Origin of the sequence: Rhodococcoides fascians NBRC 12155 = LMG 3623, from assembly GCF_001894785.1 — a bacterium.
Taxonomy (GTDB): Bacteria; Actinomycetota; Actinomycetes; order Mycobacteriales; family Mycobacteriaceae; genus Rhodococcoides; species Rhodococcoides fascians.
Genome location: NZ_BCWW01000012.1, coordinates 47,685 through 70,808, shown reverse-complemented (window position 1 = coordinate 70,808; position 23,124 = coordinate 47,685). Strand labels below are relative to the sequence as shown.

The following is a 23,124-nucleotide window of genomic DNA, read 5'->3' as shown; positions in this document are numbered from 1 at the left end:
ACCGAACAATCGCGAGCTGTGATCACGTACGGACTGGGCGCTTTGTTCAACCCAGGCGAAATCATGCCCGGCGTCAGAACCTCTAGCGTTGCTAGCATAGATAGCTATCATCACTAGCGTTGGCATCCATCACAACAGGTTGGACGGTCGTCTCACAAGATGGTGACCTATGGGGTGTCGCGCGACTCGTCGGCTGCAACCGACTCAGCCTGCGGCGAGTTCAGTGTCGAGGATGGGGACTTGACGGTTGGCTGCGTCCACAAGCGCCGCCGCCACCATTCTCAAGGTGGGCAACGTGCGTCTTACCGACACCCAAAACACAGCGCCGCACCGCGAGGCTGTTCCCTGTCTAAGTCGCAGGAACGGTCGGAACCACGACTGCGCCCGAACTCAACCAATGATTCGGTGGAATACCGCAGTAACGGCGGGCCCCACGGCCACGAGGGAATCCCACAGTTCGAAGCCCCAAAAAGCAGACGCGAAACGGACGATCGTTGTAACTACCGGGGGGAGCAACGACCGCCAAGATCGCCTGGTGCAGCCCCGGGCCGGATCAAACTGGGGTCTATTACGGCGGCTCTTTCAAGTTGATTAGCAGGGACATTCATCCCGCCTTCGTTGTCACCCATAGTTCAATGGATCTGACCCACGTAAATTGCATTTTCCGCACCATGCGAGCCAAAACGCCCGGTCAGCACAGTTTTGCTACGCATGGATGTCGGTGACCTGGGCTAGGCTCTCTAAATGGACTTCCGACCGGGCCGCACACCTGCGGTGAGCCCATCGGCGGGCTCTACGGGGCTCGTATCCACCGCTGTGGAGCCCGAGATTCCGCTGGCGGTGGCCAAGCGGATCGCCAAAGCGGTCGAATAGTCCCGTTCCGAGGGGACCCGTCGCACCTATGCCGCAGGGTGGCGACGCTTCGTCGGCTGGTGTGAGAGGGAAGGACATGTTGCGTTGCCGGCGCACCCGGTGACCGTCGCCGCGTATCTGGTCGATGCCGCGGACACCCGCACGGAATCGGGGGAGCGGGCCTACGCCGTCGCCACCTTCGGTACTTGGATCGCGGCGATCAATCATCAGCACCGCACCACGGGACATCTGTCTCCGTCGGCACACGAGCTCGTCACCGCGACATTATCCGGGATCCGCCGCGAGTATGCCGCGGCGGGGGATCGGCCGCGCACACCGCGGGACCCGCTACTGGTCGACGACATCAAGGTCTTCGTCTCGACGGCGCGGAAGCGATGCCGGGGGTGGGCCGACGCGGTACTCGAACGACGCGATTCGGCAATCCTCCTGCTCGGGTTCGCCGGCGCGTACCGCCGCAGCGAACTCTCGGAGCTCTTGTGCGGCGACGTGACCGTGCACCGGCACGACGGCCTACACGTGCGGCTACGGAAATCGAAGACCGACCAAGAGGGCAGGGGAGCGATGAAAGCCTTGCCGTACACCGAGTCTCACGAGACATGCCCGCCCTGCGCCTACGTCCGCTGGGCACAGGTCGTGGCCGCGTTCGATGCTGGTGGCCGCCCGTCCGTGATCCGACTGCTCCGTAAGCAGGAGCCATTCGCCGAGCACGTGTGCCGTGGGGGAGTGCCCCGCACCGCAGCCCGCGCCCCGCTACTTCGTGCCGTCGCCAAGAACGGCAACCTTGGCTCCACATCGCTGTCCGGTGCCGCGATCCACCAGACCATCCGCCGCCGCGCCGAACACGCCGGCTACGACCCCACCGCGCTCGCCAAACTCGGCGGCCACTCGCTCCGCGCCGGCTTCGTCACCCAAGGCACCCGCAACGGCGCCGACGGATCCGCCATCGCACGCCAAACCGGCCACGCCAGCCTCGACTCCGTCGAGGTATACCGCCGCGAACACGCACCACTGGTGGGAAACGCTGTGAACCAGATCGGACTGTAGCGAGTCAACTGAGCGGAATTGTGTTCGATGCAACTGTGCGACAGCGAGTACGGAATTCGTGACCTTCACGTGAACGCTAAATCCAGCGTAGCGTTTTCGGGCTTCGCGCCAACGTCGGCCTGCGTATATGCATCGCACACTGGACGAGGTTCAACGTCGTTGTGTTTGATGCAACGCGTGGGTGGGGGCTAAAGCCCCAGGTGCGGCGCATCTGGTCTCGGTTCCTGAGCGGCGAGGGGGACGATCAGACCGCGATTATCGCCGGTGCGCCGAATTGCGGGCAACCAGAAGCACTGGTTTATCGTGCCGAATACCGCACCTTCGAATTTCGTCACTCCGCCAGTCATATCCGCGGGCAAGGTAGTGAGAGTGTTCTCTGTTTGAGAGGGGCCGCCGATGATGAAGGTAACGGTTGGGAACCCTGCATGTCACTCGTCTTACCGTGCCGTTCGAATGCACGGTTCGGTCAGAAACCGGGTTTCGGACGTCGGTCATCAACGTCGTAACTACTGTCTACGGCGACCGTTGACTCAGGACGCAGCTCTCGGCGGCGGTCTCCGGCGCTGAGGGGGGCGCCGGCTGGTGCCTCGTGGCTTTGACCATCTCGGCGCGTGGGTGGTCTGCGCACGGGAGGCCCGATTCGATGTCTCGGACGAGGAACATGGGCCGGTGCGGTGAGAGTTGCAGCGCGTTCGCGCGCTGACATTCCGCCCCAGACTCCGTATGGCTCTGCGTTGTTCAACGCGTGGCTTCGGCAGTCGTTGAGAACTGGGCACCGAGCGCACACCTGTTTGGCGGTCTCCTCCGCTCGTCGGAGTTCGCTTCCGCGTGTACCGCGGGCCGGGAAGAAGGTCGATACGGCAAATCCTCGGCAGTGGGCATGCAGTTGCCAGTCCCAATTGGATGTAAGTGGGGCCGGGAGGATTCCGGTAGGGAAATAGATTCTCATGGTTCCTCGGTGCGGGTGGTTCGGCGACGGTGGATGTCAGTCGTTGTGGCCGATTCGGTGGACGCGGATCATGGTGGTGGTACCGGTCAGATCGTGGGGTCCGCCGGCCACGATGACGACGAGGTCACCGCGTCGATAACGGTCCATGCTCAACAGCGCCCGGTCGACTTGCTCGATCATGAGGTCGGTGGATTCGGTGGGCTCGACGACGAAGGTCTCGGTCCCCCACGTCAGTGCGAGTTCATTGCGTATCTCCGCAACCGGGGTGAACGCGAGCACGGGCAGCGGCGTGTGCAGCCGCGCGAGGCGGCGGACGGTGTTGCCGGAACGCGTGAAGGCAACCAGGGCGCAGGCGCCGAGTCGTTCTGCGATGTCGCGTGCTGCATAGGACACCACACCGGCTCTGGTCTGGGGGAGATGGGTCAACGGGGGCACGTCGGTGGAATGAGTTTCGACCGCATCGAGAATCCGCGCCATCGTGCGTACTGCGTCGACAGGGTATGTGCCGATCGATGTCTCGCCGGAGAGCATTACTGCGTCGGCGCCGTCGAGTACGGCATTCGCGACGTCGGCGGCCTCGGCCCGGGTGGGGCGCGAGTTGTCGATCATCGATTCGAGCATCTGAGTTGCGACGACAACCGGGCGGGCATTCTCACGGGCGATTTGGATTATGCGTTTCTGTATCAGCGGTACGTCCTCGAGAGGCACTTCGACGCCGAGGTCGCCGCGCGCGACCATGATCGCGTCGAAGGCGAGCACGATGGCTTCGATGTCCTCGACTGCCTCCGGTTTCTCGATCTTGGCCATCACCGGGACGCGCCTGCCGACTCGGTCCATGACCGCGTGTACCCGGTCGATGTCGGACGGTGACCGGACGAACGAGAGCGCGACGAGGTCGACGCCCATGCGCAGCGCGAACTCCAGGTCGTTGATGTCTTTGTCCGAGAGAGCGGGAACGGAGACATTCATACCGGGGAGGGATACCCCTTTGTTGTTGCTGATCGGCCCGCCTTCGACGACCCGGCACACCACGTCGTTTCCGTCGATGTCGATGACGACGAGGGTGATCTTGCCGTCGTCGACGAGAAGTCGGTCCCCAGGCGATGCGTCCTGCGCGAGTTGGTTGTAGGTGGTGGATACTCGCTCGTGGGAGCCGTCGCAGTCCTCGACGGTGATGCGAACGATGTCTCCGGCCGCCCAGAGGGCGCCGCCGTCGGTAAATCTGCCGAGCCGGATCTTGGGTCCTTGGAGGTCGGCGAGGACGGCGACGGCACTGCCCAGTTCGTGTGCTGCGCTGCGGACACGGTCGTAGTTCTCTCGATGATCCTGGTGTTCGCCGTGGCTGAAGTTCAGCCGTGCGACGTTCATTCCTGCAACGATCAGGGCTCGGGTTGCGTCGTCGGTCGCGGTAGCAGGCCCCATTGTGCAGACGATTTTTGCGCGGTGGGGGGAGAACATCGGCGCGAGCTCATCGGGCCGGGTGGAGTGGACGTCGGTCAGTGTCATCGGAATCCTTTTGTGTCGCCGTGTTCACCTCAGTCGGGACGCGGGTGTGATCGGCGGTCAGTGTGGCAGTGCGAACCGGGGGAATGCAGTGCGGCCGGCGTAGTGAGCGCTCTTGCCGAGGAGTTGTTCGATGCGCAGAAGTTGGTTGTATTTCGCGACGCGCTCGCTTCTGGCCGGCGCGCCGGTCTTGATCTGACCGCTGCCGACTGCGACAGCGATGTCGGCGATGGTGGTGTCCTCGGTTTCGCCGCTGCGGTGGCTGATCATGGTTTTGTAGCCGGCGCGGTGCGCGAGGTCGATGGCGTCGAGGGTTTCGGTGAGCGTGCCGATCTGATTGAATTTCACCAGCAGAGCGTTGGGGCGCCGAGGTCGATACCATCCTGAATTTGTGTGGGGTTGGTGACGAAGAGGTCGTCGCCGACCAATTGAACAGCGTCACCGATGTCCTCGGTCAGACTGACCCACCCTGTCCAGTCGTTCTCGCTCAGTGGGTCTTCGATGGACACCACGGGATAGTTGCGAATCAGCTCACGGTAGAACCCGATCATGTCGCTGGTGGAGCGGTCCTTGCCTTCGAATCGGTATCCGGCCCCGTCGGTGAAGAACTCCGACGCGGCGACGTCGAGGGCGAGTGCCACGTGGTCGCCGAGGCCGAACCCTGCGGTGTCTACGGCGATGGTGATGAGGTCGAGGGCTTGGCGGGTGTCGGCAACGTCGGGTGCGAATCCGCCTTCGTCGCCCAGTCCGGTCGACAGGCCCTTGTTCTTGAGCACCGACTTGAGGGCGTGGTAGATCTCTGTTCCCCAGCGCAATGCTTCGTCGAACGAATCGGCAGCGAGTGGGACGATCATGAATTCCTGAACGTCGACTCCTGTGTCGGCGTGCGCGCCGCCGTTGACGATGTTCATCAACGGTACGGGTAGGACGTGGGCATTGGACCCGCCGATGTAGCGGTACAGGTCCATACCTACGGCAGCTGCTCCCGCTCGTGCGACTGCCAGCGAGACACCGAGAAGGGAATTCGCTCCGAGACGCGACTTGTCTGCTGTGGCGTCGGTGTCGATCAGGATGCGGTCGATGCGTCGTTGATCGTGGACGTCGCATCCGACGACGGCGGGGGCGAGTTCGGCGCGGACGGCCTCGACCGCTCGGCGCACACCTTTGCCGTTGTACCGGTCCTGTCCGTCGCGGAGTTCTACCGCTTCGTGTTCGCCGGTGGATGCACCAGACGGGACAGCAGCGCGTGCCGAGGTTCCGTCGTCGAGAACGATGTCGACCTCAACGGTGGGATTGCCACGGGAATCGAGGATTTCGCGGGATATGACCTGGCTGATGGTGGGCACGGGGGAGCTCCTCTGGAAGATGTATGCGGCCAGTCCGGATGCGAGGCGGGCGTCGTGTGCCCGCGCGCCGGGCGTCGCCGGACAGCGGGGCGAACGGTCAGCGGTACGCGCGCCCCGCCGCAGCTGGGACCGACGACGCGGTCGGTGTGCGCGGGGTGTCGGCGGCGTTGTCGAGTGCGATGTCGCGTCCGATGCGCACGAGCAGCTGGGCGGTGAGTTCGGGGTCGCGTGAGGTATCGCGGCCGGTGTAGTCGGTGAGGGAGCGGATGTCGCTAAATCCTGCTGTGTGCCAGCGTGATCTGGGGAGTGTATTTCGTCCTGCGGCGACAATGACGGGTACCGGTTGTGCTCGTCGTGCTAGGACGGAGAGCAGTTTGCCGTGTTCGGTTTGCTCGTCGATGCTGCCTTCGCCGGTGACGACCAGATCCGTACCGGCGAGGTGTTGTTCGAAGTCGAGTAGGTCGAGGAAGTACTCCGCTCCCGATGCCATGCGGGCACCGAGTAGCAGTGCTGCGAAGCCAAGTCCTCCTGCGCTGCCCGCTCCTGCGGTGTCGGCGAATTCCCTGGCCTGGGTGTAGCCGCTGCGGGCGAATGCTGCGACCAGAGTGTTCAGGCCTTCGTCGAGGTAGTGCACCGCATCGGGGTCGGCGCCTTTCTGCGGCCCGTAGACCGCCGCGGTGCCGGTCGGCCCGGTCAGGGGGTTGGTGACGTCGCCTGCGATGACGAGGTCAAGCCCGGTCAACGACGCGGCCTGGGAGGTGTCGACGGTGTGGATTTCGGTGAGTCTGCGTCCGCATCCTCGGACTTGGCGTCCCTCGGCGTTACGAAAGATGTAGCCCAGTGCTGAGAGCAGTCCGGTGCCGCCATCGGTGCTGGCGCTGCCGCCGAGCGCCAGCACCAGTCTACGAGGATGGTGTCGAAGGGCGCTCTTGACTGCTTGACCCATTCCGAGGCTGGTGGCCTCGAGTGGCGAGCGGCGACCGAGCGGCAGGGTGCCCAGTCCGCATGTGTTGGCGACTTCGACCACCGCGGTATCACCGCGGTGGGCGATCGTCGCGGTCTGCGGTGTGCCGGTGGCTCCGGCCACGGTGATCGTGTTGGGGGTGAAGCCGGCGGCGATGGCGGCGTCGACGCTGCCGTCACCGCCGTCGGCGAGGGGGAGCGCGGTGGTGTGGGCTCCGCCCGAGGTCAGTCCGATCGACAGGTGCTCGGCGACATCGCCCGCGGTCAGTGATCCCTTGAACTTGTCGGGTGCGACAAGAACCCTCATGGTCGGCCTTTCTCGGTGTTGGCGAAGCAACGGACGGGTGTGTGCAGATGGCCTGTCAGTGTCGGACCGAGCTCGCGGACGACGCCGGTGCGGGGAGATGCTCATGTCGGCTGCCGGGATCGTCTTTGACGAGGTCGACGTCGCGGTGGTGGTGTTTGTCTGCGGGTTCGTGTTCGAGGATTTCCATGTCGAAGTCGTTCTCTACTTCGCCTTCGGGCGGGGGGAGTATTTCCCCGGCGAAGACGCGGCGGGCGCGGTCGACGTCGAGTTCGCCGTTCCACTTGGCGACGAACAGGGTGGCGACGGCGTTGCCGATGAAGTTCACCAGTGCGCGGCATTCGGACATGAACTTGTCGATGCCGAAGATGAGCATGATGCCGGCGGCCGGGATGGTGCCCAGCGTGCTCAGTGTTGCGGTCAGGGCGATGAATCCGCCGCCTGCGACACCTGCGGCCCCCTTGGAGGTGAGCAGCATGACGCCCATGAGTCCGAGCTGCTGCGCGATCGTGAGGTCGGTGTTGGTGGCCTGGGCGATGTAGAGCGCGGCGAGCGAGAGGTAAATTGCTGCGCCGTCGAGGTTGAAGCTGTAGCCGGTGGGGACGACGAGACCGACGGTGGTCTTCTTGACGCCGGCGTATTCGAGTTTGCGCATCAATCCGGGCAGGGCCGGTTCGGCGGTGGAGGTGCCGAGGATCAGCAGGAGTTCTTCTTTGAAGAAGCCGAGCATGCGGAAGATGTTCAGGCGCAGGTAGGCCATTACCGATCCGAGGACGACCACCACAAAGAGCGCCGAGGTGACGTAGAAGAGCAGGATGAGGCTGCCGAGGCTGGTGAGAGTCGAGACGCCGTACTTGCCGATGGCGAATGCCATGGCGCCGAATGCGCCGAGCGGGGCGAGCTTCATGATGAAGCCCAGGACTTTGAAGATCACTGCGGTGAGGCGTTCGACTGCGTCGCGGATCGGGTCGGCGATCTGTCCGACAGCATTGATGGCGACACCGAAGATGACGGCAAGGAAAATGACCTGCAGGATGTCGCCTTCGACGAAGGGGCCGACGACACTGTCCGGGACGAGGTGAGTGATGAACTCCCACCACTCCTTTTCTTCGCCTGCCTTGATGAAGCTGCTGGCGGAGTCGGTGGTTTCCAGCGATGCTGCGTCGGCGTTGACACCGTCACCGAGCCGGAAGATGTTGATCGCTACCAGGCCGGTCATCATCGCGATGATCGTGCCGACCTGGAAGTAGGTCAGCGCCTTGATGCCGGTGAGGCCGACCTTCTTCAGGTCGGCGACCGAGGCGATGCCGCCGACGATGGTCAGGAACACGATCGGTCCGATAAGCATCTTCATTGCCGTGATGAAGGTGGTGCCGATCGGCTCCATCGCTTCGCCGGTGCTGGGCCAGAGCCATCCGACGCCGATACCGGCGATGATGGCGACGATGACCCAGAAATAGAGCTGTTTATACCAGGGTTTTTTGACCGTGGTCGGTTGGTAACTCGCTGTGCTGCTTGTGGTTCCCATGAGATTCACCTCTGGTGAGAGTTCGCGATAGTCAAGGTTGTGGTCGAGAGTTACCGACCGACTGTGGTGTCGGCCGGCTCGACGGGATCACCTGTCGAGCCGGCCGGGTCTGGCGTGGTGCAGGTCCAATCAGGATCAGGCTGGGGTCAGAGCGTTCTGCAGTGCGTGCACGATGGCTTCGGTGACCTCGTGGGTGTCCGAGGTGCCGCCGATGTCGCGGGTCAATGCTCCGTTGCCGGTGGCGGTTTCGATGGCAGCTTCGACGCGGCGCGCCTCGTCGTGCAGGCCGAAGTGGTCGAGCATGAGTGCTGCGCTGGCGATCGCGCCGATCGGGTTGCTGATGCCCTTGCCTGCGATGTCGGGGGCCGAGCCGTGGACGGGTTCGAACATGCTCGGGAAGCGGCGCTCGGGGTTGAGGTTGGCGCTCGCGGCGATACCGAGGGAGCCTGCGAGGGCGGATCCGAGATCGGAGAGGATGTCGGCGTTGAGGTTCGAGGCCACGACGACCGAGAGGTCCTCGGGGTGCAGGATGAACTTGGCGCTCATGGCGTCGACGAGCACGCTTTCGGTGGTGACGTCCGGGTAGTCGAGGGCGACGCGCTTGAAGACGTCGTCCCACAGCACCATTCCGTACTGCTGTGCGTTGGACTTGGTGACACTGGACACCTTTTTGACGGTGCGGGTACGCGCGAGATCGAACGCGAAGCGCATGATCCGCTCGCAGCCTTTCTCTGTGAACAGGGCGGTTTGTAGTGCAACCTCGTTGCCGGGGCCGCGGCCGCTGAGGTTGCGTCCGCCGAGTCCGGCGTACTCGCCTTCGCTGTTCTCGCGAACGACGACCCAGTCGAGTTCGGTATGGTCGGCTTTGCGGAGCGGGGACTGGACGCCGGGCAGGAACTTCACCGGTCGGACGTTGGCCCACTGGTCGAAGTTCTGGGTGATGTTCAGGCGCAGGCCCCACAGGCTGATGTGGTCGGGGACGTTCTCCCAGCCGACGGCGCCGAAGTAGATCGCGTCGTAGCTCTTGAGGGTTTCGAGTCCGTCGTCGGCCATCATCTTGCCGGTCTCGGCGTGGTACCCGCAGCCCCAGGGGAATTCGTCCCACTGGAAGGCGAACTTGCCGGCGGACTGTTCGGCCAGGACGTCCAGTACGCGCTGGCCCGCCTCGACGACCTCGCGACCGACACCGTCAGCCGGGATCGATGCGATCTTGTAGGTGGTGAGTTCGGTAGCCATGAGTTCCTCCGTAGTAGTGCACATCACATTCTGTCTTGAACCATTAAGCGGTCACAGGCGGGCGTGCGTCCATGACCAAAAGCCGATGCGTCTTATCGGTTTTTCCTAACTGTGAGAGATTCCCGCAGCTAGACTGGCCAGCAGATGAATTTCTGTCAGCCCTACACACCTGCACACCCGGCGCAACCGGAAGGAACGATCCTGTATGGATGCGCGGCACCTGAAGTACTTCCTGGCCGTAGTCGACGAGGGCGGCATCAACCGCGCGGCAGAGGCGTTGCTCATTGCGCAACCATCGCTATCCCAATCGATCGCGACGCTGGAACGGGAGCTGGGTGTTCCGCTTTTTCATCGCATCGGACGCAGGCTGGTACTGAGCGAGGCGGGTGAGACCTTGATCGGCCCAGCGCGAGTGGTGCTGCGTGATCTCGACGACGCCACCGCATCGATCGATGCTCTGAAGGGTCTGCGACGTGGACGCGTGGATCTGATTACGATGCCCTCGCCCGGGATCGAACCGCTGACAACGATTCTGACCCGGTTCAGCGCGTTGTATCCCGCTGTGACGGTGAACGCCGAGGCTGCGTTCACGCCGGAAGAGGTACTGCATGCGGTACGAACCGGGGCATGTGAAGTGGGCATTCTGGGCTCGCCCAGCGAGGTCCGCGCTCCTGAGCTCGAGGTCGTTGCGCTGGAGAGTCAGCCGTTGATTCTCATCTCGAGCGTAGACGCGGTTACACCGGACTCACCGGTCATCGAACGCTCCGAGCTGTCCGGGTTACGGCTGATCGTCTCGCAGCACGGTTCCTTGATGAGAACGCTCGTCGACGATGTTCTTGCGAGCGGCGTCGATGCCACCATCGCCGCCGAGGTAGCGCACCGCACCTCCATCCTTCCTATGGTGCTCAGTGGATTCGGTCAGGCAGTGATGCCATCGTCGTGGGCTCCGACCGCGCGCCAATCAGGAGCCAGAGTGCACCGCATCGTTCCCGGGTCCTATCTGCACGTCGCTGCCGTGTGCCGGACGACCCATCTCACGCCGCCCGCACACAAACTGATGGACGTGGCACGACTGTACGCAGCGGGCCACCCAACATCGTGGGAAATAGATTGACGCACAAGGCTCAAGAGGTTTTGCCGAAAACAATGAGCACTGCTGCGTCGACCTGGAGGTGACACGCCACGGGAGCTTCACCTCGTCCTCGTAAAGCAGGATGCCCGTGTCCTCCTGCTTCACCAGCTTGCCCCCTCCCAGGTCGGCGGCGACGAGACCGAACAGCTGGTCGCTCACCCATCCCCGGATGCGTGACGGCGATTCCAGGGGAATCACGGGGGCCCGCTTCGACATCGACCGCAGCGTGGAAGTTAAGGGTCTCGATCTGCGTGGGTCGCCGGGGGTTTCTTCACCCGACCGAGGCCATCGACATCAAGGTCGTCTTACCAGGCACAAGAGGCCATAGCCGGCAATTTCGGCGTAGGTGTTGGAGTGGCCGAAGAGTAGTCCAGGCGGCACTACAGACCGGCTATCCGACAACCACCGGCAGTCAGCTGAGCCGTCGATCGTCAACGCCTGTTGACGGTGCGGTAACTGTCTCGAAGCGATCTGCGTTGCGATAATCGAAAGATCCCTCTGCGCAGTATGGTCGGGCAATGTCGTTGACTCAGGAGTGGAACCTCCTCGTGACTGCGCTGCGGGACGTGGCACCGGTGACGGCGCGAACGCTCAGGCCATGTGCGTCGACGAGCGCGGTGAAACGGGCCGAGGCAGCGACGGTTCCGTGGCCGGACGGGCTTCGCGAATTCTTCGGCCTTCATGACGGTCAGAACGAGGTCGGCGGCGCGGGACTCGTCGTTCCGGCTGGACGTCTGCTGCAGGTCGCGGAGATACCTCAGCGGCATTCCGACATGGTCGAAGTCATGGCGGATATCGTTGCAACAGAACCAGATATCTACGACGGGACCTACGCCGAGATCGTCGACAACCTGGTCGAGGCGGGCGTCGAGGCAGAAGATCACCTGTTCCTACCGGGGTACGTCCCTATCGCGGCTTGGGATTCGAATCTGATGTATTGCGACACCCGTTCGGGAGAGATGCGGGGGAGTGTGTCGTACCGATCAGACGACGGCGGGCACCTGGGTGTGCCAACCTGGCCGTCTTTGGAAGCATTTGTTTGCGACGTCAGGTCGGCCGTGACCGATCAGATATCGATCGGCTGGTACACAGCAGCGGTCGACAACGGGGTACTGGACTGGGACATTGTCGAATGACGTTGTGGCAGGGCGAGAGCGCCGAGATGGCGGTACGGGTACCAGCGGCCGGCCTTGGAGCGGCCACCCTCCGAAACACCTGGTGTTGCAGTCCACACCCACCGGTGTCGTGCGGTCAGGCGCGTAGTCGGCAGACGGCGGCGTCCAGATGACCATCACTCCGTGTCGTGACGGCTCACCCGCTCGATGGTTGATCGATCAAAGACGCGACTGGTGGGATCTGGTCACCCGCGGCCCGTCGGGGTACGAGCGTTACGCACGGTTGAGATTCATCCCGGATCCGACTTACGACGGTCAGCGCGAAATGGACACCGACTTCGCCAACGACGGACCGCCCGAGATCGCCCAGCTCGGAATCGCTGTCTCCACCCTCGCCCGGTTCACCACAACTCCGGACGACTGCTATTTCCTGATCTGGGAGGGCTACGAAAACCTCGACCACATGCAGGCCGCGACAGTCTCGATCCCGGAGCGGCCCTGCTACCTCTTTCGAGGTACTGCGGAGGACGTGTCGACGTGGAAGGACGCCCGAGACGGCACTGGTGAGCTGCCGATACCTGCGTTTGTGTGGCCAGCCGATCATGCGTGGTGCATCGCCAACGACGTCGACCCCCACTTCGCCACCATCGGTGCCGGCGAGTCCGCTATCGCAGATCTTCTTCGGACCGCACGAATCGATACGACGCCGGACAATCCCACCACGTACCCACCGTTTTACGGATTTTGAAGGCCACGGTCCAAAGGACGCGTTCGAGGCGGTCGCCGATACGGCGCAGTGCCTGCAGCGCAACGGTTTCTAGTGGGCGTTCCGTACCCTCGGGTGGCGGTGTCGAACAGGCACCGCTACCCGAGACGCAAGGAGGCACCTCCATGGCTGGAATCGCTGACAAGCTCGACAAAGCATACGAAGACAAGCCACTCACCGAGCTCGTCGACGCACCCGTCGAAGCACTGCAGGGCGTTAGCCCTGGCGATGCCGAGCATCTCAAGGCCGCATTCAACATCACGACCATCGGCGATCTCGGACGCAACAAGTACTTCCTCTGGGCGCAGTCGATCGCCAAGCTCGCCGAGTAAGACTCGAGTACGGCACACACGATGAAGCCACAAGACTGGCTACGTCCTGTGGCTTCATCGCAAGCCGACATCGATGCCTGTGGCGTACCTGCACCATCGACCGTCGACAGCGATGCCGTCGACGCGCATGCGTGCCACGTTCGCGGCGGGCGACCCTCGGCGACGTCCCTGATCGGTCGGCCTTCAGCCCGGTACCGTCGCACTGTGACACCGAGACAGGTCAGCACGGTGAGCGGTTACCGCTATCAGTGGTCACTGTTCGTCGATTGGTGCGCTGCGGCCGACGTCGAGGCTCTACCTGCGTCGCCGATCACGCTGGCGCAGTTCCTCGATGAGAACCCTGCCGGCGACGCGGTTCAGTTGCGCCGGGTTTCTGCGATCAACCGCGCTCACCTCGATGCCGGCCAACCCGCCCCCGGCGGAGTCACCTCGATTCGGATCGCACTGGACTCGGCACGTAGTGAGCGAACGATCCGGCGTGCTGAGCAGGACCAGATGATGATCGCGGCCGGACTGCCGACCTCCGGATCGACAGCGGCACTGTTCGGTCGCCGTGACGCCGTTCTTCTCATGCTCGCCGGAGCAGGCCTGTCCCACAAAGCTATTGCGAAAGTAGACCGCACCGAGATCACCACCGACGGCGACGCTGTGTGGATCGGCAGCCGCCACCGCATCCGTATCGCCCCCAACGACTCCACCGGTTTCGAACCGGTCACGATATGGGATCGGTGGCACCCGGTCCTGCAGTTCTCCGAGCGCTACCCGTCGACCACGCTGCTGGCAGAACATTTGCAGCGCAACACTTTTCCCGACATGACGGGGCTGCCGCTTCGCAGTGGTCCGGTCGCGGTGCCGATCGACCGGTGGGGCCACCTACCCTTGCCGGTGACGGCGATGACCGCCGCCGAGGTCGGAGCGGTGATCGCCAGGCACCGCACCGGGGCTTCTCCACTGCACACCCCGCGCCGCCTCCTCGCCAGACCCACCGACGGTGGTACCGATCGGCGTGACCCCATCGTTCCGGAGCCAGTGCCCCTGGAGCTCGACTCCGGGTACTACCGCTCGGGTGTCGAGGCACGTCGACGCGCCCACACGGCGTTGGCCGACGTACCGGACATGGTCGACGACGTCGAGGACCGCATCGAGCAACTCCTGCAACGCACCCTGCAGCTCCTCGACCCATCCACCAACGGCGACAGCACCTGATGCGGCGCACTCACGACCCGGCACACCGACACCTTGGTCGTCGTCCAACTCGTCGAGCACAGAGATCGGACACCGCCACGTTGCCGCAACCTGGGCGCAGCACCTAGGTTCAGTGAGCCGCGACAGATGACGTTTGAAGGCTCAGGCGCGGGTTCGAGACCTTCCGGGCCAATCGTCAACATACCTTGACGGTGTGTAGCCGCTCTTCATGCCATCAGCCGACATCGACACAGTAGAGACGTCGCAGCACTTGCCTTTGCGCCCGGCCCTGCTTGTCGACGTGGCGCGCCCGGATCTGCACCGAGTTACCGATCTATCGGTATGTATCTGACTGTATATGAATAGGACTGATACAACTACATACAATCCGATAGTCTATGTGCATGGAGTACGGACTGAACCCCTTCACACCCGGGTCTGGCACCCGACCCCCCGAGCTCGTCGGACGCACCACCGAGCTCGAACGGTTCGACTTGTTGGTCGCCCGCGCGAAACAGCGGCGCTACGACCGTGGGTTGATGCTGCAGGGCCTCCGGGGGGTAGGGAAGACCACGCTCCTGGCGACCATGGCGGATCAAGCTCGCCGCCACGATTGGGTGGTGGTCGAGGTCGAAGCTCAGACCAGTGTGGAAGGTGCCGAGGCCCTGCGGAGGCGTATCGCCAAAGATATTTCTCGCGCTGTACGCCGTCGTCAGTTCGCCGGCCCGGTGGCGGACAAGATCCGGCAGTTGACCGAAGAGTTCTCGATGTCCGCCACCGCGTTCGGTGTCGGAGTCGAGCTCGCTCGCTCCGCCGGTGCCGAGAAACCAAGCCTGGGGGTCGAATTCGAGGACCTCGTCGAAGATCTTACCGAGGAACTCCGCAAGGACGGCACCGCGCTGGGGCTGTTCATCGACGAGATGCAGGAACTCGAGCCGGCGCTCTTGCAGGTGATCCTGGCTACCCAGCACCGTGCGGCTCAGCGTGAGTGGCCGTTCTTCGTGTGCGGTGCCGGCCTGCCGAACCTTGCGCAAGCCTTGGCCGACGCACGGTCCTACGCCGAGCGCCAGTTCGACTACAGGACCATCGGTCCGCTCGCCGACGATCAGGCCCGCGATGCGATCGTCACACCCATCGCCCGGCTGAACCAGGACATCGACGCCGAGGCAGCAGATTACGTCGTCGCGGCGAGCGATGGATACCCGTACTTCCTTCAGGTGTTCGGTCACGAGCTCTGGCAGGCAGCCCAGCAGTCCCCGTTCACCCTCGCCGATGCCGAGGACGCCGTGGACACCGGCCACGCCTCGCTCGATTCCGGCTTCTACAGCTCACGGTGGCTACGGGCCACCGACGCCGAGAAACGCTATCTGGTGGCGATCGCACGCAGCGGAACCGATACTCCGCGGACGGCAGCCCTCGCCGAGGCCCTCGGGTCGAATCCGCAATCGATGGCACCGCACCGTGACTCCTGTATACGCAAAGGACTCATCTGGTCGCCGGCCCGCGGCCTGGTTGCGTTCACCGTCCCCGGGATGGCGGACTTCATCCGCCGCCAACCCAACGCACCGATTATCTGACCTCGACACCCAAGGACGTCGACTGGGCTGACATCGAGCACGTCGATCGCTCACGCCGCCCTGCATCCACACAGCGCCAGTGCACCAAGAGTCCAGTTCGGTCCGGCGTTGCAGCCTCCAGCCGCGCTGGAGGAGGGCCAGAGCGAGTAAAGCGAACAAGGCCGGTGCTCGGTGTCACCCTGAACTCGTGGCCGATACACGGTGCGTTAGAACGGGTCCGGTGGGCCGGTGTTCATCACGGCCAGGATGTAGTCGTGGTCGGGTGAATCGGCCGGGTGATCGTCGGCGACCGCGAACACCGACCGATCGGGCTCCGGCGGGGTGCGTGCTTCCTCCCGGGCTGCGAGCCATTCTCGCCAGACGATGCGTTCGGCGCGGTGGCGCACGATGCGGGCACGAACGGCCGAGGTGAGGCCGTGACGATGGCCGATGTCGTCGAGTTCGACGGGCCCGATACCGATGTGGGTGTTCTCGATTGTGAGGAGCCCGGCGACGCGTAGATCCAGCAGAGCCTCGTACCCGCTGGTGCGTCCCATCCCGATGGCAGTGAACAACTCATCCGCCGTCAGAGGCTCGGCTGCGGCAACTACTGCGTCGTAGAGGACGCGGTGACGCCACCCGATGACACTCCACGCCGGGTGTACCGACTCCACTTCGGCTGGCCCTGCCACGGTGTCGACTACCGCCGCACGTCCCGCATGTGTGGGCACTAGTGCGTACCGATCGGGGTTCTGGCCGACTCCGCGTTCGATCAGCAACAGCGGTGAGCCTTCCATGTCCCGCAGCCGCTCCAGAACGGACCACACCGTCGATTCGGGGAGCATGCCGGCGGCGATGGACAGTGACCGCCCACCGACACCGACAGTGGGGACGCCTTCCACTAACTGCCCTGACATTGCGGCAGCCCACGCCAGTGCCTGAACGACTGCATGGGTGGTCCAGCGATCCCGGCGATGAAGAAACTCGGAGGCGACCCAGGTTTGGGCGTGGGTAAGCCATAAACGAAGTACCGGATCGTAGGTACCCCCTGTGTGCTTTTGCTTGTGCCCGGTATCCCGGACTGGCTCGGGGAGTGTCGATGCGGCCCAGTCGAGGGCGCGGGCAGTGTCGCGGCGGATGGCGCGTTCGGGCTCGGCGTAGCGGGCGTATGCGGCACGCACACCCGCCCATGCCGGCTCAGAGACGCGGGTGAGGATTTCGGTGGCGCTGGCTCCGGCGAGGACTGCGTGGGTGATGACGGATTGGCGTGCTTCCGAGCGTGAGGGCCAGCGGCGGGTGTCGATGCGGCCGGTGCTGGCGAAGTCGAGGACGCAGCGAGGCGGCGGGGCGGAACGGCAGAAACGTGGGTGCAACCGGGCGTCATCGCTGCTGCCGAGGACGCGTTCAGTGGACGTCTCGGCGCGGATGTGGGTGTCGATCGGGCTGGTGACCGTGCGGCCCGTTCCTCCGAGCAGGGCTTCGAGGCGTTGGAGTGTGCCGGCATCGGACCCGACGGTCAGGATGTCGGCCGCTGTAGCCGGGTCGAGGTCGACGAGGGTGCGGTAGCCACCTTCTTTGCACTGCGAGCCCGGCACGGTGATGCACCCGGATTTGTGGTTGGTCATCGGTGTGATGTCCAACGTCGGAAGTCGCGCTGCAAGAAGACGTAGCAGTGGCCGTACTTCGTCGGCGGTGACTGTTTTTCCCGGTGCCAGCGGTATCAGCACGTGTCGGCCGCCGCTGGCCGATTGGTCGACGACTGCGCGGCCACCGCATTCGGTCAACCAGGCCAGCAGACGCCTCACGTCGGCGACAACGCAGGCGTGACCGTGGTGTTTGGTGTCGAAGTCGAGGGCAACGATGCCGGCGCGCGCGCGTGAGAACAGCGGCACAGCCGCTGGCAGTACCGGCCGTTTGACGGTCAACGGTCCCGCGGACACGTATTTACGGGTCGTCGGGTCGTAGAGACGCATCGATCGACGCGCAGCAATGGCCGGTGCGAAACGACGCCACAGCCGGTCCGCAGTCGCATCCGGATGGACGACACGAGCATTCAATCTTGTACCTACTTCAGGGCACGATGTACCCTGAGACATGTCCTCCAAGACAGTCCCTTCGGGGAAAGCACCACAGAACGAGTTGCGAGCTAGTCACTCGCTTCTCTGACTTCGAGAACCCTCGGCCCGCCCGCCGGGGGTTTTTCGTTATCTGTGCTGCGCTAATTCAGTTGGTCGTATGTGCCGAATGTCAGTTCGGGACAGAACGATCATGCAGTCAGCGGCAACACTCCTTGGTTTCGCGGTCGGTTGAGTTCAAGCGCGAGGTCCTCGCGGTCATTCACGATCGCGATGAGATCGGCCAGGTACTGACCCAGAGATGTCACACCTGCTGAACTCTGTTGTTCTTCGAGCGTTTTTATGAGCTCTAGCGGGATTCGGACAGTCAACGGCTTCCGGTCACCCTTACTGGGCATCGGCATAGCGTGGCCTCCTTCATCTGCATCATCGGTCCCAACCAGTGCCTATCCTGATGCAGAATCATGTTCGACGGGCTCAGACACGCCGAGAGCGTCGAAGGAAATTACATTGATGTGAGTAACCCGTTCGATTGGAACCCTTCTGAGCTTGTTTGGGCAATCGACTGCTGCTGCTCAATGCTGGCCAGTAGATGAGCGCGTATCTCGGCAGTGGCAGTGCAAACCAGCGCGAAATTCGCCTCGCGTGCGGTGCGTTCAGCCAGCCCCCCGCGCCTCACAGCCTTGCTGCCCGCTACAGCTGTGAAGTATGCCGATACGTCGACGGCGAAGCGGCAGACCTGCGCTCGTACCTCGTGAATATCGATCCTCGTGTCGGTTACGGCCTCATTCAACGACTTTCGGAGGTTGATAAACCCGTCTGTGAGTGCTTGGTTGTTCTGACCAAGCTCATCCAAGGCAGTCAGGCATCGACTCGACAACCCGAGTGCCAGCGAGCCGTTGATACGAACGATTGCACGATCAATCGTCGACATTGGCCCTTGCTTGCTCAGGCTCTTTCGTTGCACGTGCATGACATTGCTGTCGGCTACGGCAAGGCCGTCGAATTTAAGCGAGACAGTGCGAGATGCGTTGGCTGCAGCCAAGTGAAGCGGCTCATGGGACAGGCCCCTACCGCCTGCTGCCGAAACGAGGAACGTGACCGTCGAGTCGTTTAACTGGTCGTACGCCGTTACTCCAACGACGTCGATCATGCCCCACCCAGTCACGAATGGCGCACAGCCTTCGATCCGATAGCCATCCGCAGTCCGGTGGGCCCGGACGAGGGGTCGCTGCGGTGAGGCGTAGCCACTGCCTGACACGCCAGCGCGAATCGTGCCCATCCGTAAGCCTGAGAGATGTTCTGCTTTGAGTGACTCGTTCCCCGACGTAGCGAGTCTGAGGAGAGTGCCGTGATGCTGGGCCCATACGAACGCTGTTGCTAAACAACCGCTTACCAGGATCTCCCCTACGGCGGACATGGTCTGGAGCGGATTGTCGCTTCCTAAAGCTACGCCGTAGAGCCCTTGGCTGACCAGTAAGTCGAAGTGCGACTCAGGAATCTCAGCGGTCTCGTCGACCACTGCCGCAGCAGGTTCCAAGACCTCTTTGCGAAGCTCCTGTGCCTTGGCTATCCAATCGATCACGACAGTGTCCTCTCGGTCGCTTGCTGCTGCATGTCATCCCCTCTGTCGCCAGGAGCCGGTCCGTCAGAATTCAGCGAACTCGGCCCTGGGGGCCTCGGACGGCAACACACCCCAACGCCGAGTGCGAATGCAGAGAGACCGGCGAGCCCGAGAAGAACGGGACCGTATGTCTCAGCCCAGTCGATGAGACGCTTGGACTCGACTGCCCGCTGCACCTGCTCGTCGACCGTGGCAGCGTCGAGCTCTGGCGACATTTCCACGATGGTGACCGCCGACGGGTCGTTAGCGGTACGTCCGTAGTACTGGTGAACCGCTTGTTTCCCGAAGACGATTGCACCCGTCGTGGGCTCAACGAGCAGCTCACGGCGTGCCTTGTAGAACCGGTGCATCAGAATCTCTTCGTCCCCGTCGATACCCCAGTACGACGCAGGGAGGCTGAGCTTGCCGCCGGTGTCGAAGGGCGCGATGTCCTGAACGAAACGGTAGACGTCCAGGCCGTTGATGTTGGTCTCGCCGTCGAACTGGACGTCCTGGCTGCGGCGCGTGGTCGTATCGAAGTACGGATAGGACCTCTTTTCGACGTCGAACGGAAACTTGAGCGAGAGCCCGTCGTGCGTGACTTCGTCGGCGGGTTGATCGTCGTACTTCTGGATCGACCCGATCGGATCGTCCATCGGCATCGCAGTTCTGCGGTCGGCGGTGAATCTGTCGACGGTTGCGTTGACCGTTCCTCGTTCACCAGGTCTGTCGTCTCGTTGCAACAAAACAGCGGATTGCATGGTGATCTTGTTGCTGTCGGACGGTTCTTCGACAGTAACCTGCTGTAAGACACGAATGGGAACGTCGCGATCGACTTTCGAGACGCCCTGAACGAGCGCTTCGGTGTCGAGCAAGGTCGCGGTGCCCGTTGCGACCGTTGCGGAGTCGACGTCGAGAGGCGTTTTCACCAGCTGTGGAGCCATGTACAGGGACATTGTTGCGGAGGATGCGGCGAGGAACGCACCGACCCCGACCAGTGCCAGGCCTTTGATCGGTAGTGTCGCCGTCGTCATGCGTTGGTCCTTAAAGTTGGTCGGTACCCTGCTCGTCTCGGAGCGGCTACTGAGTCTGAGAAGCTGTGTCGCATGATCGTCAAGAGGCTGCCCTTGTTCGTGACCAGTCGACCGGCCGCTGTGGTTTTGGCTACCGCTTTCGCGGGATTTGCGTTGTCGGAGTACAGGATGGGCAAGCGGAGGCCGCGAGCGGGCTCTGTGAATCGGGACAACGGGTCCGGTAGAGCAGTTGGCCGTGGCCTTGCACTGGCGTACGGCGGAGGCCTCGTGCTGAGCGTGGCCTCGCCGGCAACCGTCATTAATCGGCACCGGAGAACGATTTTCGTCGTGGGCTTGACCACCGCTGCACTCGGGCAGGCCCTCCGGCTGGCTTCGGCGCGGAAGCTCGGGGAGTCCTTCACGTTCAAGGTCCACACGCATCCAGAGCAACTGGTGGTGCAGACGGGCCCGTACCGGTTGATTCGGCACCCCTCGTACACGGGGGCATTGATCTGCGCGCTGGGATTCTCCATCGCGTACGGGAACTGGCTTGCCCCCGTCATGGTGTCGTTTCTGGCGGGGGGATATGTCCACCGGATCCCGTCGGAAGAGTCCGCGATGCTCGAGGGCATAGGAGAGGGGTACGCCGAATACATGACGCGCTCTAAGCGCTTGATCCCGTTCATCTTCTAGTCGCCCCCGCGGAAGTTGCCTTACCGTCTTCACCGTCGACCATCTCGACCATGAGTCGGGTAGACGCGACGGAGTTTCTGCTGGCACGCCAGGCAGCCCGCTTGGAGCTCGGGATCAGAGTGTCCGCAAGGATGGCGTTGCTTCGAGTCGCCAAGGCCTGCCACTCATCCATGTACGCAACGATGCGTCGGTACCGCTGGACGCGAGGAAGCAGTGTCGTCCAGATGTACACCCACGCAACGTATCCGGCGACGAGCAGGGGCGACATGATGAGGAAGAGCGATATCTGAACGGTGTGGTCGGTGTACCAGTTCTCTGTGCCGCGGGTGAACGCAACTAGGTAGACGATTTTGTGAACTGCGTAGAGCAGGATCATCCCGCACGCCACCGCAGCAGCGGTGAGAACGCGCGCTAGTTCTCCGGTCTTCACGATCAGAGCCATGCGAACCAACAGGTAGAACGGCACTACCACGCACAGCGACAGGCTTCCGAGGAAGATGACCCAGTAGACCAGCATCCAGCCTTCGGCTGGAAAGGTCTGACTTAGGTAATATGTAGGTCTCGACGGCGCGGGGGAAAGGAGAAAAGAGACGACCAGACCGACAACCAACGCCGCGGTGACCGCGTAGCGAGAGCGACGCGAGAAACTACGTTGGGTCGAGTGAGCCACCATCCCGACCCATTGGGTTGCGGCGCAAATCGCCATGGCCTGAGCTATCAGAACAGATATGTTCCACAGGCCCGTTACGTCGTGTATGACAGGGTCAAGCTTGTCGTCTGCCAGCGCATGAATTCTGAACATCTGCGCAACGCTGAGAGTGAGCAGTAGCACCGTCATGGGGCGAGTTTGCGGCCTCCGCCTGTACAACGGTAGGCGTTGAAGACCGAACACCAGCAACACTATTGGCAGTATCGCCTCGAAGAACGTGCTCACATCTGCCACCCAAAAATTGTGGCCACCCGGCGCAGGGTCTCCTTGTCTTTCGAGTCGATGTTCTCCGGGTAGAACGGCTTGCGTAGGGAATCGGCGCGGGCAAGCATGAGTGTGCCGAGCCATTCGGCCTCTGCTTCGATGGGCTGAAGGAAATCCGGGACTCGTGTGAAGCACACCTTCGCCCGTTGTTCCTCGGCAAGTGCGCTGATCATTGTCCTCGGAATGGCAGGAGCCATCCTCATGAACGATTCGACCAGAATGTCCTCGGTGACAACAACATCGGCATCATGACCGAGAAGTATGTGTGCGACTTCGTGGAGGATGCATTGTTCACGGAAGAGCGGATCTACGTCCGCACGGACGTAGATGACATCGACCGGGGCAGTTCGTACCCAAAAGCCCGAGACCTCGCCGCTTTCGCTCAGATCGTCAGGTAGATCGAGGATCACAATGACGCGGCCGATCTTGAACCCAACCTCGGCAACGAATCGGTCGATCGACCAGGGTCTCGTGAACTGCAGTTGCAGTGTGTCGAGGAAGGATCTGGCACGTAGCTCGGGGTCGTCGATAGTTCTCGCTGCAGCGGCAGCGTCTCGGACCGAGCTCATTATGTCGATTCGCCAGCTTCGGCCGGTTCGTGCCGATTCTGCTTCTCGAAACGTCCGTGCGTGTCCCGGACCAGCTCGCTCAGACGCTCAGCGATCGCCGGAGTCAGCTGCGGTACCCGAGTTCGTAGAGCAAATACCGTGGCCTGGGAGTTCCGAACATTGTCGAAGTAATCGAGCTGCGCGTTATAGTCCATCTGCTCGGCAGTGGTGCCGACCAGGTAGGTAACCGGCGACTCGAAGAAGGTCGCTACTGCCTCGAGGACGTCTCGTTCGGCGTCGTCGACCGCCTGGCTGCGGAGCACTTTCACTTCTTCCGCAGTGACGTGGCGACCGACGCTTTTGCTCACATGCGCCGCGACCTGCGGG

General features: G+C 62.9%; 18 protein-coding genes and 2 pseudogenes. 8 read left to right on the top strand and 12 right to left on the bottom strand.

The annotated features are described in order from the left end of the window. Positions 1 to 744: 744 nt before the first annotated feature. A pseudogene (locus tag RFA01S_RS22530) lies at positions 745 to 1,917 on the top strand (site-specific integrase). A 466-nt stretch (positions 1,918 to 2,383) separates the two neighbouring features. On the opposite strand, the gene RFA01S_RS28575 reads toward RFA01S_RS22530, so the two are convergent. The 6 genes and pseudogenes from RFA01S_RS28575 to RFA01S_RS22500 form a co-directional block, all read right to left on the bottom strand. Continuing rightward, entirely contained in the window at positions 2,384 to 2,866 is a 483-nt protein-coding gene (locus tag RFA01S_RS28575) for a WhiB family transcriptional regulator (protein ID WP_072692200.1), read from the bottom strand. Between the two features lie 36 nt (positions 2,867 to 2,902). Next, positions 2,903 to 4,372, bottom strand: coding sequence for a pyruvate kinase (pyk, locus tag RFA01S_RS22520; RefSeq protein ID WP_032407516.1), 1,470 nt, complete (start codon positions 4,370 to 4,372; stop codon positions 2,903 to 2,905). Between the two features lie 57 nt (positions 4,373 to 4,429). Beyond that, positions 4,430 to 5,715, bottom strand: a pseudogene (gene eno, locus RFA01S_RS22515) (phosphopyruvate hydratase). 97 nt (positions 5,716 to 5,812) lie between these two features. Next, a complete protein-coding gene (locus RFA01S_RS22510; RefSeq protein ID WP_052060747.1) occupies positions 5,813 to 6,985 on the bottom strand; it encodes a glycerate kinase in 1,173 nt (390 codons plus the stop codon). Positions 6,986 to 7,040: 55 nt separating this feature from the next. Next, positions 7,041 to 8,510: a C4-dicarboxylate transporter DctA gene (gene dctA / locus RFA01S_RS22505; RefSeq protein WP_032407677.1), complete on the bottom strand. Its 1,470-nt coding sequence runs from the start codon at positions 8,508 to 8,510 to the stop codon at positions 7,041 to 7,043. A gap of 135 nt (positions 8,511 to 8,645) precedes the next feature. Continuing rightward, positions 8,646 to 9,746, bottom strand: a complete 1,101-nt coding sequence (locus RFA01S_RS22500; protein ID WP_027494113.1) for a tartrate dehydrogenase — start codon at positions 9,744 to 9,746, stop codon at positions 8,646 to 8,648. Positions 9,747 to 9,951: 205 nt separating this feature from the next. Between RFA01S_RS22500 and RFA01S_RS22495 the strand changes: the two genes are divergently transcribed. From RFA01S_RS22495 to RFA01S_RS22470, 6 genes are all read left to right on the top strand, one after another. Beyond that, positions 9,952 to 10,860, top strand: a complete 909-nt coding sequence (locus tag RFA01S_RS22495; protein WP_027494114.1) for a LysR family transcriptional regulator — start codon at positions 9,952 to 9,954, stop codon at positions 10,858 to 10,860. A 536-nt stretch (positions 10,861 to 11,396) separates the two neighbouring features. Further along, a complete protein-coding gene (locus RFA01S_RS22490) occupies positions 11,397 to 12,014 on the top strand; it encodes an SMI1/KNR4 family protein (RefSeq protein WP_027494115.1) in 618 nt (205 codons plus the stop codon). 148 nt (positions 12,015 to 12,162) lie between these two features. Beyond that, positions 12,163 to 12,741, top strand: a complete 579-nt coding sequence (locus tag RFA01S_RS22485) for a hypothetical protein (protein ID WP_027494116.1) — start codon at positions 12,163 to 12,165, stop codon at positions 12,739 to 12,741. Positions 12,742 to 12,884: 143 nt separating this feature from the next. Then, the gene (locus RFA01S_RS22480) at positions 12,885 to 13,091 is read left to right on the top strand and encodes a hypothetical protein (protein WP_027494117.1); all 207 of its coding nucleotides are present in this window, start codon (positions 12,885 to 12,887) and stop codon (positions 13,089 to 13,091) included. A gap of 204 nt (positions 13,092 to 13,295) precedes the next feature. Beyond that, positions 13,296 to 14,297 (top strand): hypothetical protein, encoded by a 1,002-nt coding sequence (locus RFA01S_RS22475; protein ID WP_237606104.1) that lies wholly within the window; start codon positions 13,296 to 13,298, stop codon positions 14,295 to 14,297. Between the two features lie 383 nt (positions 14,298 to 14,680). Further along, positions 14,681 to 15,853: an ATP-binding protein gene (locus tag RFA01S_RS22470; protein WP_027494118.1), complete on the top strand. Its 1,173-nt coding sequence runs from the start codon at positions 14,681 to 14,683 to the stop codon at positions 15,851 to 15,853. A 206-nt stretch (positions 15,854 to 16,059) separates the two neighbouring features. Here the strand turns inward: RFA01S_RS22470 and RFA01S_RS22465 are convergent, their stop codons facing one another. The 3 genes from RFA01S_RS22465 to pgfA all read right to left on the bottom strand — a co-directional run bounded on the left by RFA01S_RS22465 (position 16,060) and on the right by pgfA (position 20,544). Beyond that, positions 16,060 to 17,889: a hypothetical protein gene (locus RFA01S_RS22465; protein ID WP_139278506.1), complete on the bottom strand. Its 1,830-nt coding sequence runs from the start codon at positions 17,887 to 17,889 to the stop codon at positions 16,060 to 16,062. A 523-nt stretch (positions 17,890 to 18,412) separates the two neighbouring features. After that, entirely contained in the window at positions 18,413 to 19,492 is a 1,080-nt protein-coding gene (locus RFA01S_RS22460) for an acyl-CoA dehydrogenase family protein (protein WP_051364802.1), read from the bottom strand. Continuing rightward, positions 19,489 to 20,544: a cell envelope lipid trafficking protein PgfA gene (gene pgfA, locus RFA01S_RS22455; protein WP_051364804.1), complete on the bottom strand. Its 1,056-nt coding sequence runs from the start codon at positions 20,542 to 20,544 to the stop codon at positions 19,489 to 19,491. The genes RFA01S_RS22460 and pgfA overlap by 4 nt, the downstream gene beginning before the upstream one ends. A 327-nt stretch (positions 20,545 to 20,871) precedes the next feature. Between pgfA and RFA01S_RS28255 the strand changes: the two genes are divergently transcribed. Continuing rightward, positions 20,872 to 21,216, top strand: a complete 345-nt coding sequence (locus tag RFA01S_RS28255) for a methyltransferase family protein (RefSeq protein WP_231893830.1) — start codon at positions 20,872 to 20,874, stop codon at positions 21,214 to 21,216. Here the strand turns inward: RFA01S_RS28255 and RFA01S_RS22445 are convergent. The 3 genes from RFA01S_RS22445 to RFA01S_RS22435 form a co-directional block, all read right to left on the bottom strand. Then, the gene (locus RFA01S_RS22445) at positions 21,206 to 22,054 is read right to left on the bottom strand and encodes a hypothetical protein (protein WP_139278505.1); all 849 of its coding nucleotides are present in this window, start codon (positions 22,052 to 22,054) and stop codon (positions 21,206 to 21,208) included. The genes RFA01S_RS28255 and RFA01S_RS22445 overlap by 11 nt on opposite strands. 92 nt (positions 22,055 to 22,146) lie before the next feature. Further along, positions 22,147 to 22,758, bottom strand: a complete 612-nt coding sequence (locus tag RFA01S_RS22440; RefSeq protein ID WP_027494121.1) for a hypothetical protein — start codon at positions 22,756 to 22,758, stop codon at positions 22,147 to 22,149. Beyond that, a complete protein-coding gene (locus RFA01S_RS22435; protein ID WP_139278504.1) occupies positions 22,758 to 23,105 on the bottom strand; it encodes a hypothetical protein in 348 nt (115 codons plus the stop codon). The genes RFA01S_RS22440 and RFA01S_RS22435 overlap by 1 nt, the downstream gene beginning before the upstream one ends. Between the last annotated feature and the right edge of the window lie 19 nt (positions 23,106 to 23,124).

What these genes read in the sequence shown, in the direction of transcription:
- pyk (WP_032407516.1), bottom strand. Translation starts at nt 4,372, where the DNA reads ATGACACTGACCGACGTCCACTCCACCCGGCCCGATGAGCTCGCGCCG.
- RFA01S_RS22480 (WP_027494117.1), top strand. Translation starts at nt 12,885, where the DNA reads ATGGCTGGAATCGCTGACAAGCTCGACAAAGCATACGAAGACAAGCCA.
- RFA01S_RS22485 (WP_027494116.1), top strand. Translation starts at nt 12,163, where the DNA reads ATGACCATCACTCCGTGTCGTGACGGCTCACCCGCTCGATGGTTGATC.
- RFA01S_RS22500 (WP_027494113.1), bottom strand. Translation starts at nt 9,746, where the DNA reads ATGGCTACCGAACTCACCACCTACAAGATCGCATCGATCCCGGCTGAC.
- RFA01S_RS22470 (WP_027494118.1), top strand. Translation starts at nt 14,681, where the DNA reads ATGGAGTACGGACTGAACCCCTTCACACCCGGGTCTGGCACCCGACCC.
- dctA (WP_032407677.1), bottom strand. Translation starts at nt 8,510, where the DNA reads ATGGGAACCACAAGCAGCACAGCGAGTTACCAACCGACCACGGTCAAA.
- RFA01S_RS22445 (WP_139278505.1), bottom strand. Translation starts at nt 22,054, where the DNA reads ATGACGGTGCTACTGCTCACTCTCAGCGTTGCGCAGATGTTCAGAATT.
- RFA01S_RS22440 (WP_027494121.1), bottom strand. Translation starts at nt 22,758, where the DNA reads ATGAGCTCGGTCCGAGACGCTGCCGCTGCAGCGAGAACTATCGACGAC.
- pgfA (WP_051364804.1), bottom strand. Translation starts at nt 20,544, where the DNA reads ATGACGACGGCGACACTACCGATCAAAGGCCTGGCACTGGTCGGGGTC.
- RFA01S_RS22490 (WP_027494115.1), top strand. Translation starts at nt 11,397, where the DNA reads ATGTCGTTGACTCAGGAGTGGAACCTCCTCGTGACTGCGCTGCGGGAC.
- RFA01S_RS22510 (WP_052060747.1), bottom strand. Translation starts at nt 6,985, where the DNA reads ATGAGGGTTCTTGTCGCACCCGACAAGTTCAAGGGATCACTGACCGCG.
- RFA01S_RS22495 (WP_027494114.1), top strand. Translation starts at nt 9,952, where the DNA reads ATGGATGCGCGGCACCTGAAGTACTTCCTGGCCGTAGTCGACGAGGGC.
- RFA01S_RS28575 (WP_072692200.1), bottom strand. Translation starts at nt 2,866, where the DNA reads ATGAGAATCTATTTCCCTACCGGAATCCTCCCGGCCCCACTTACATCC.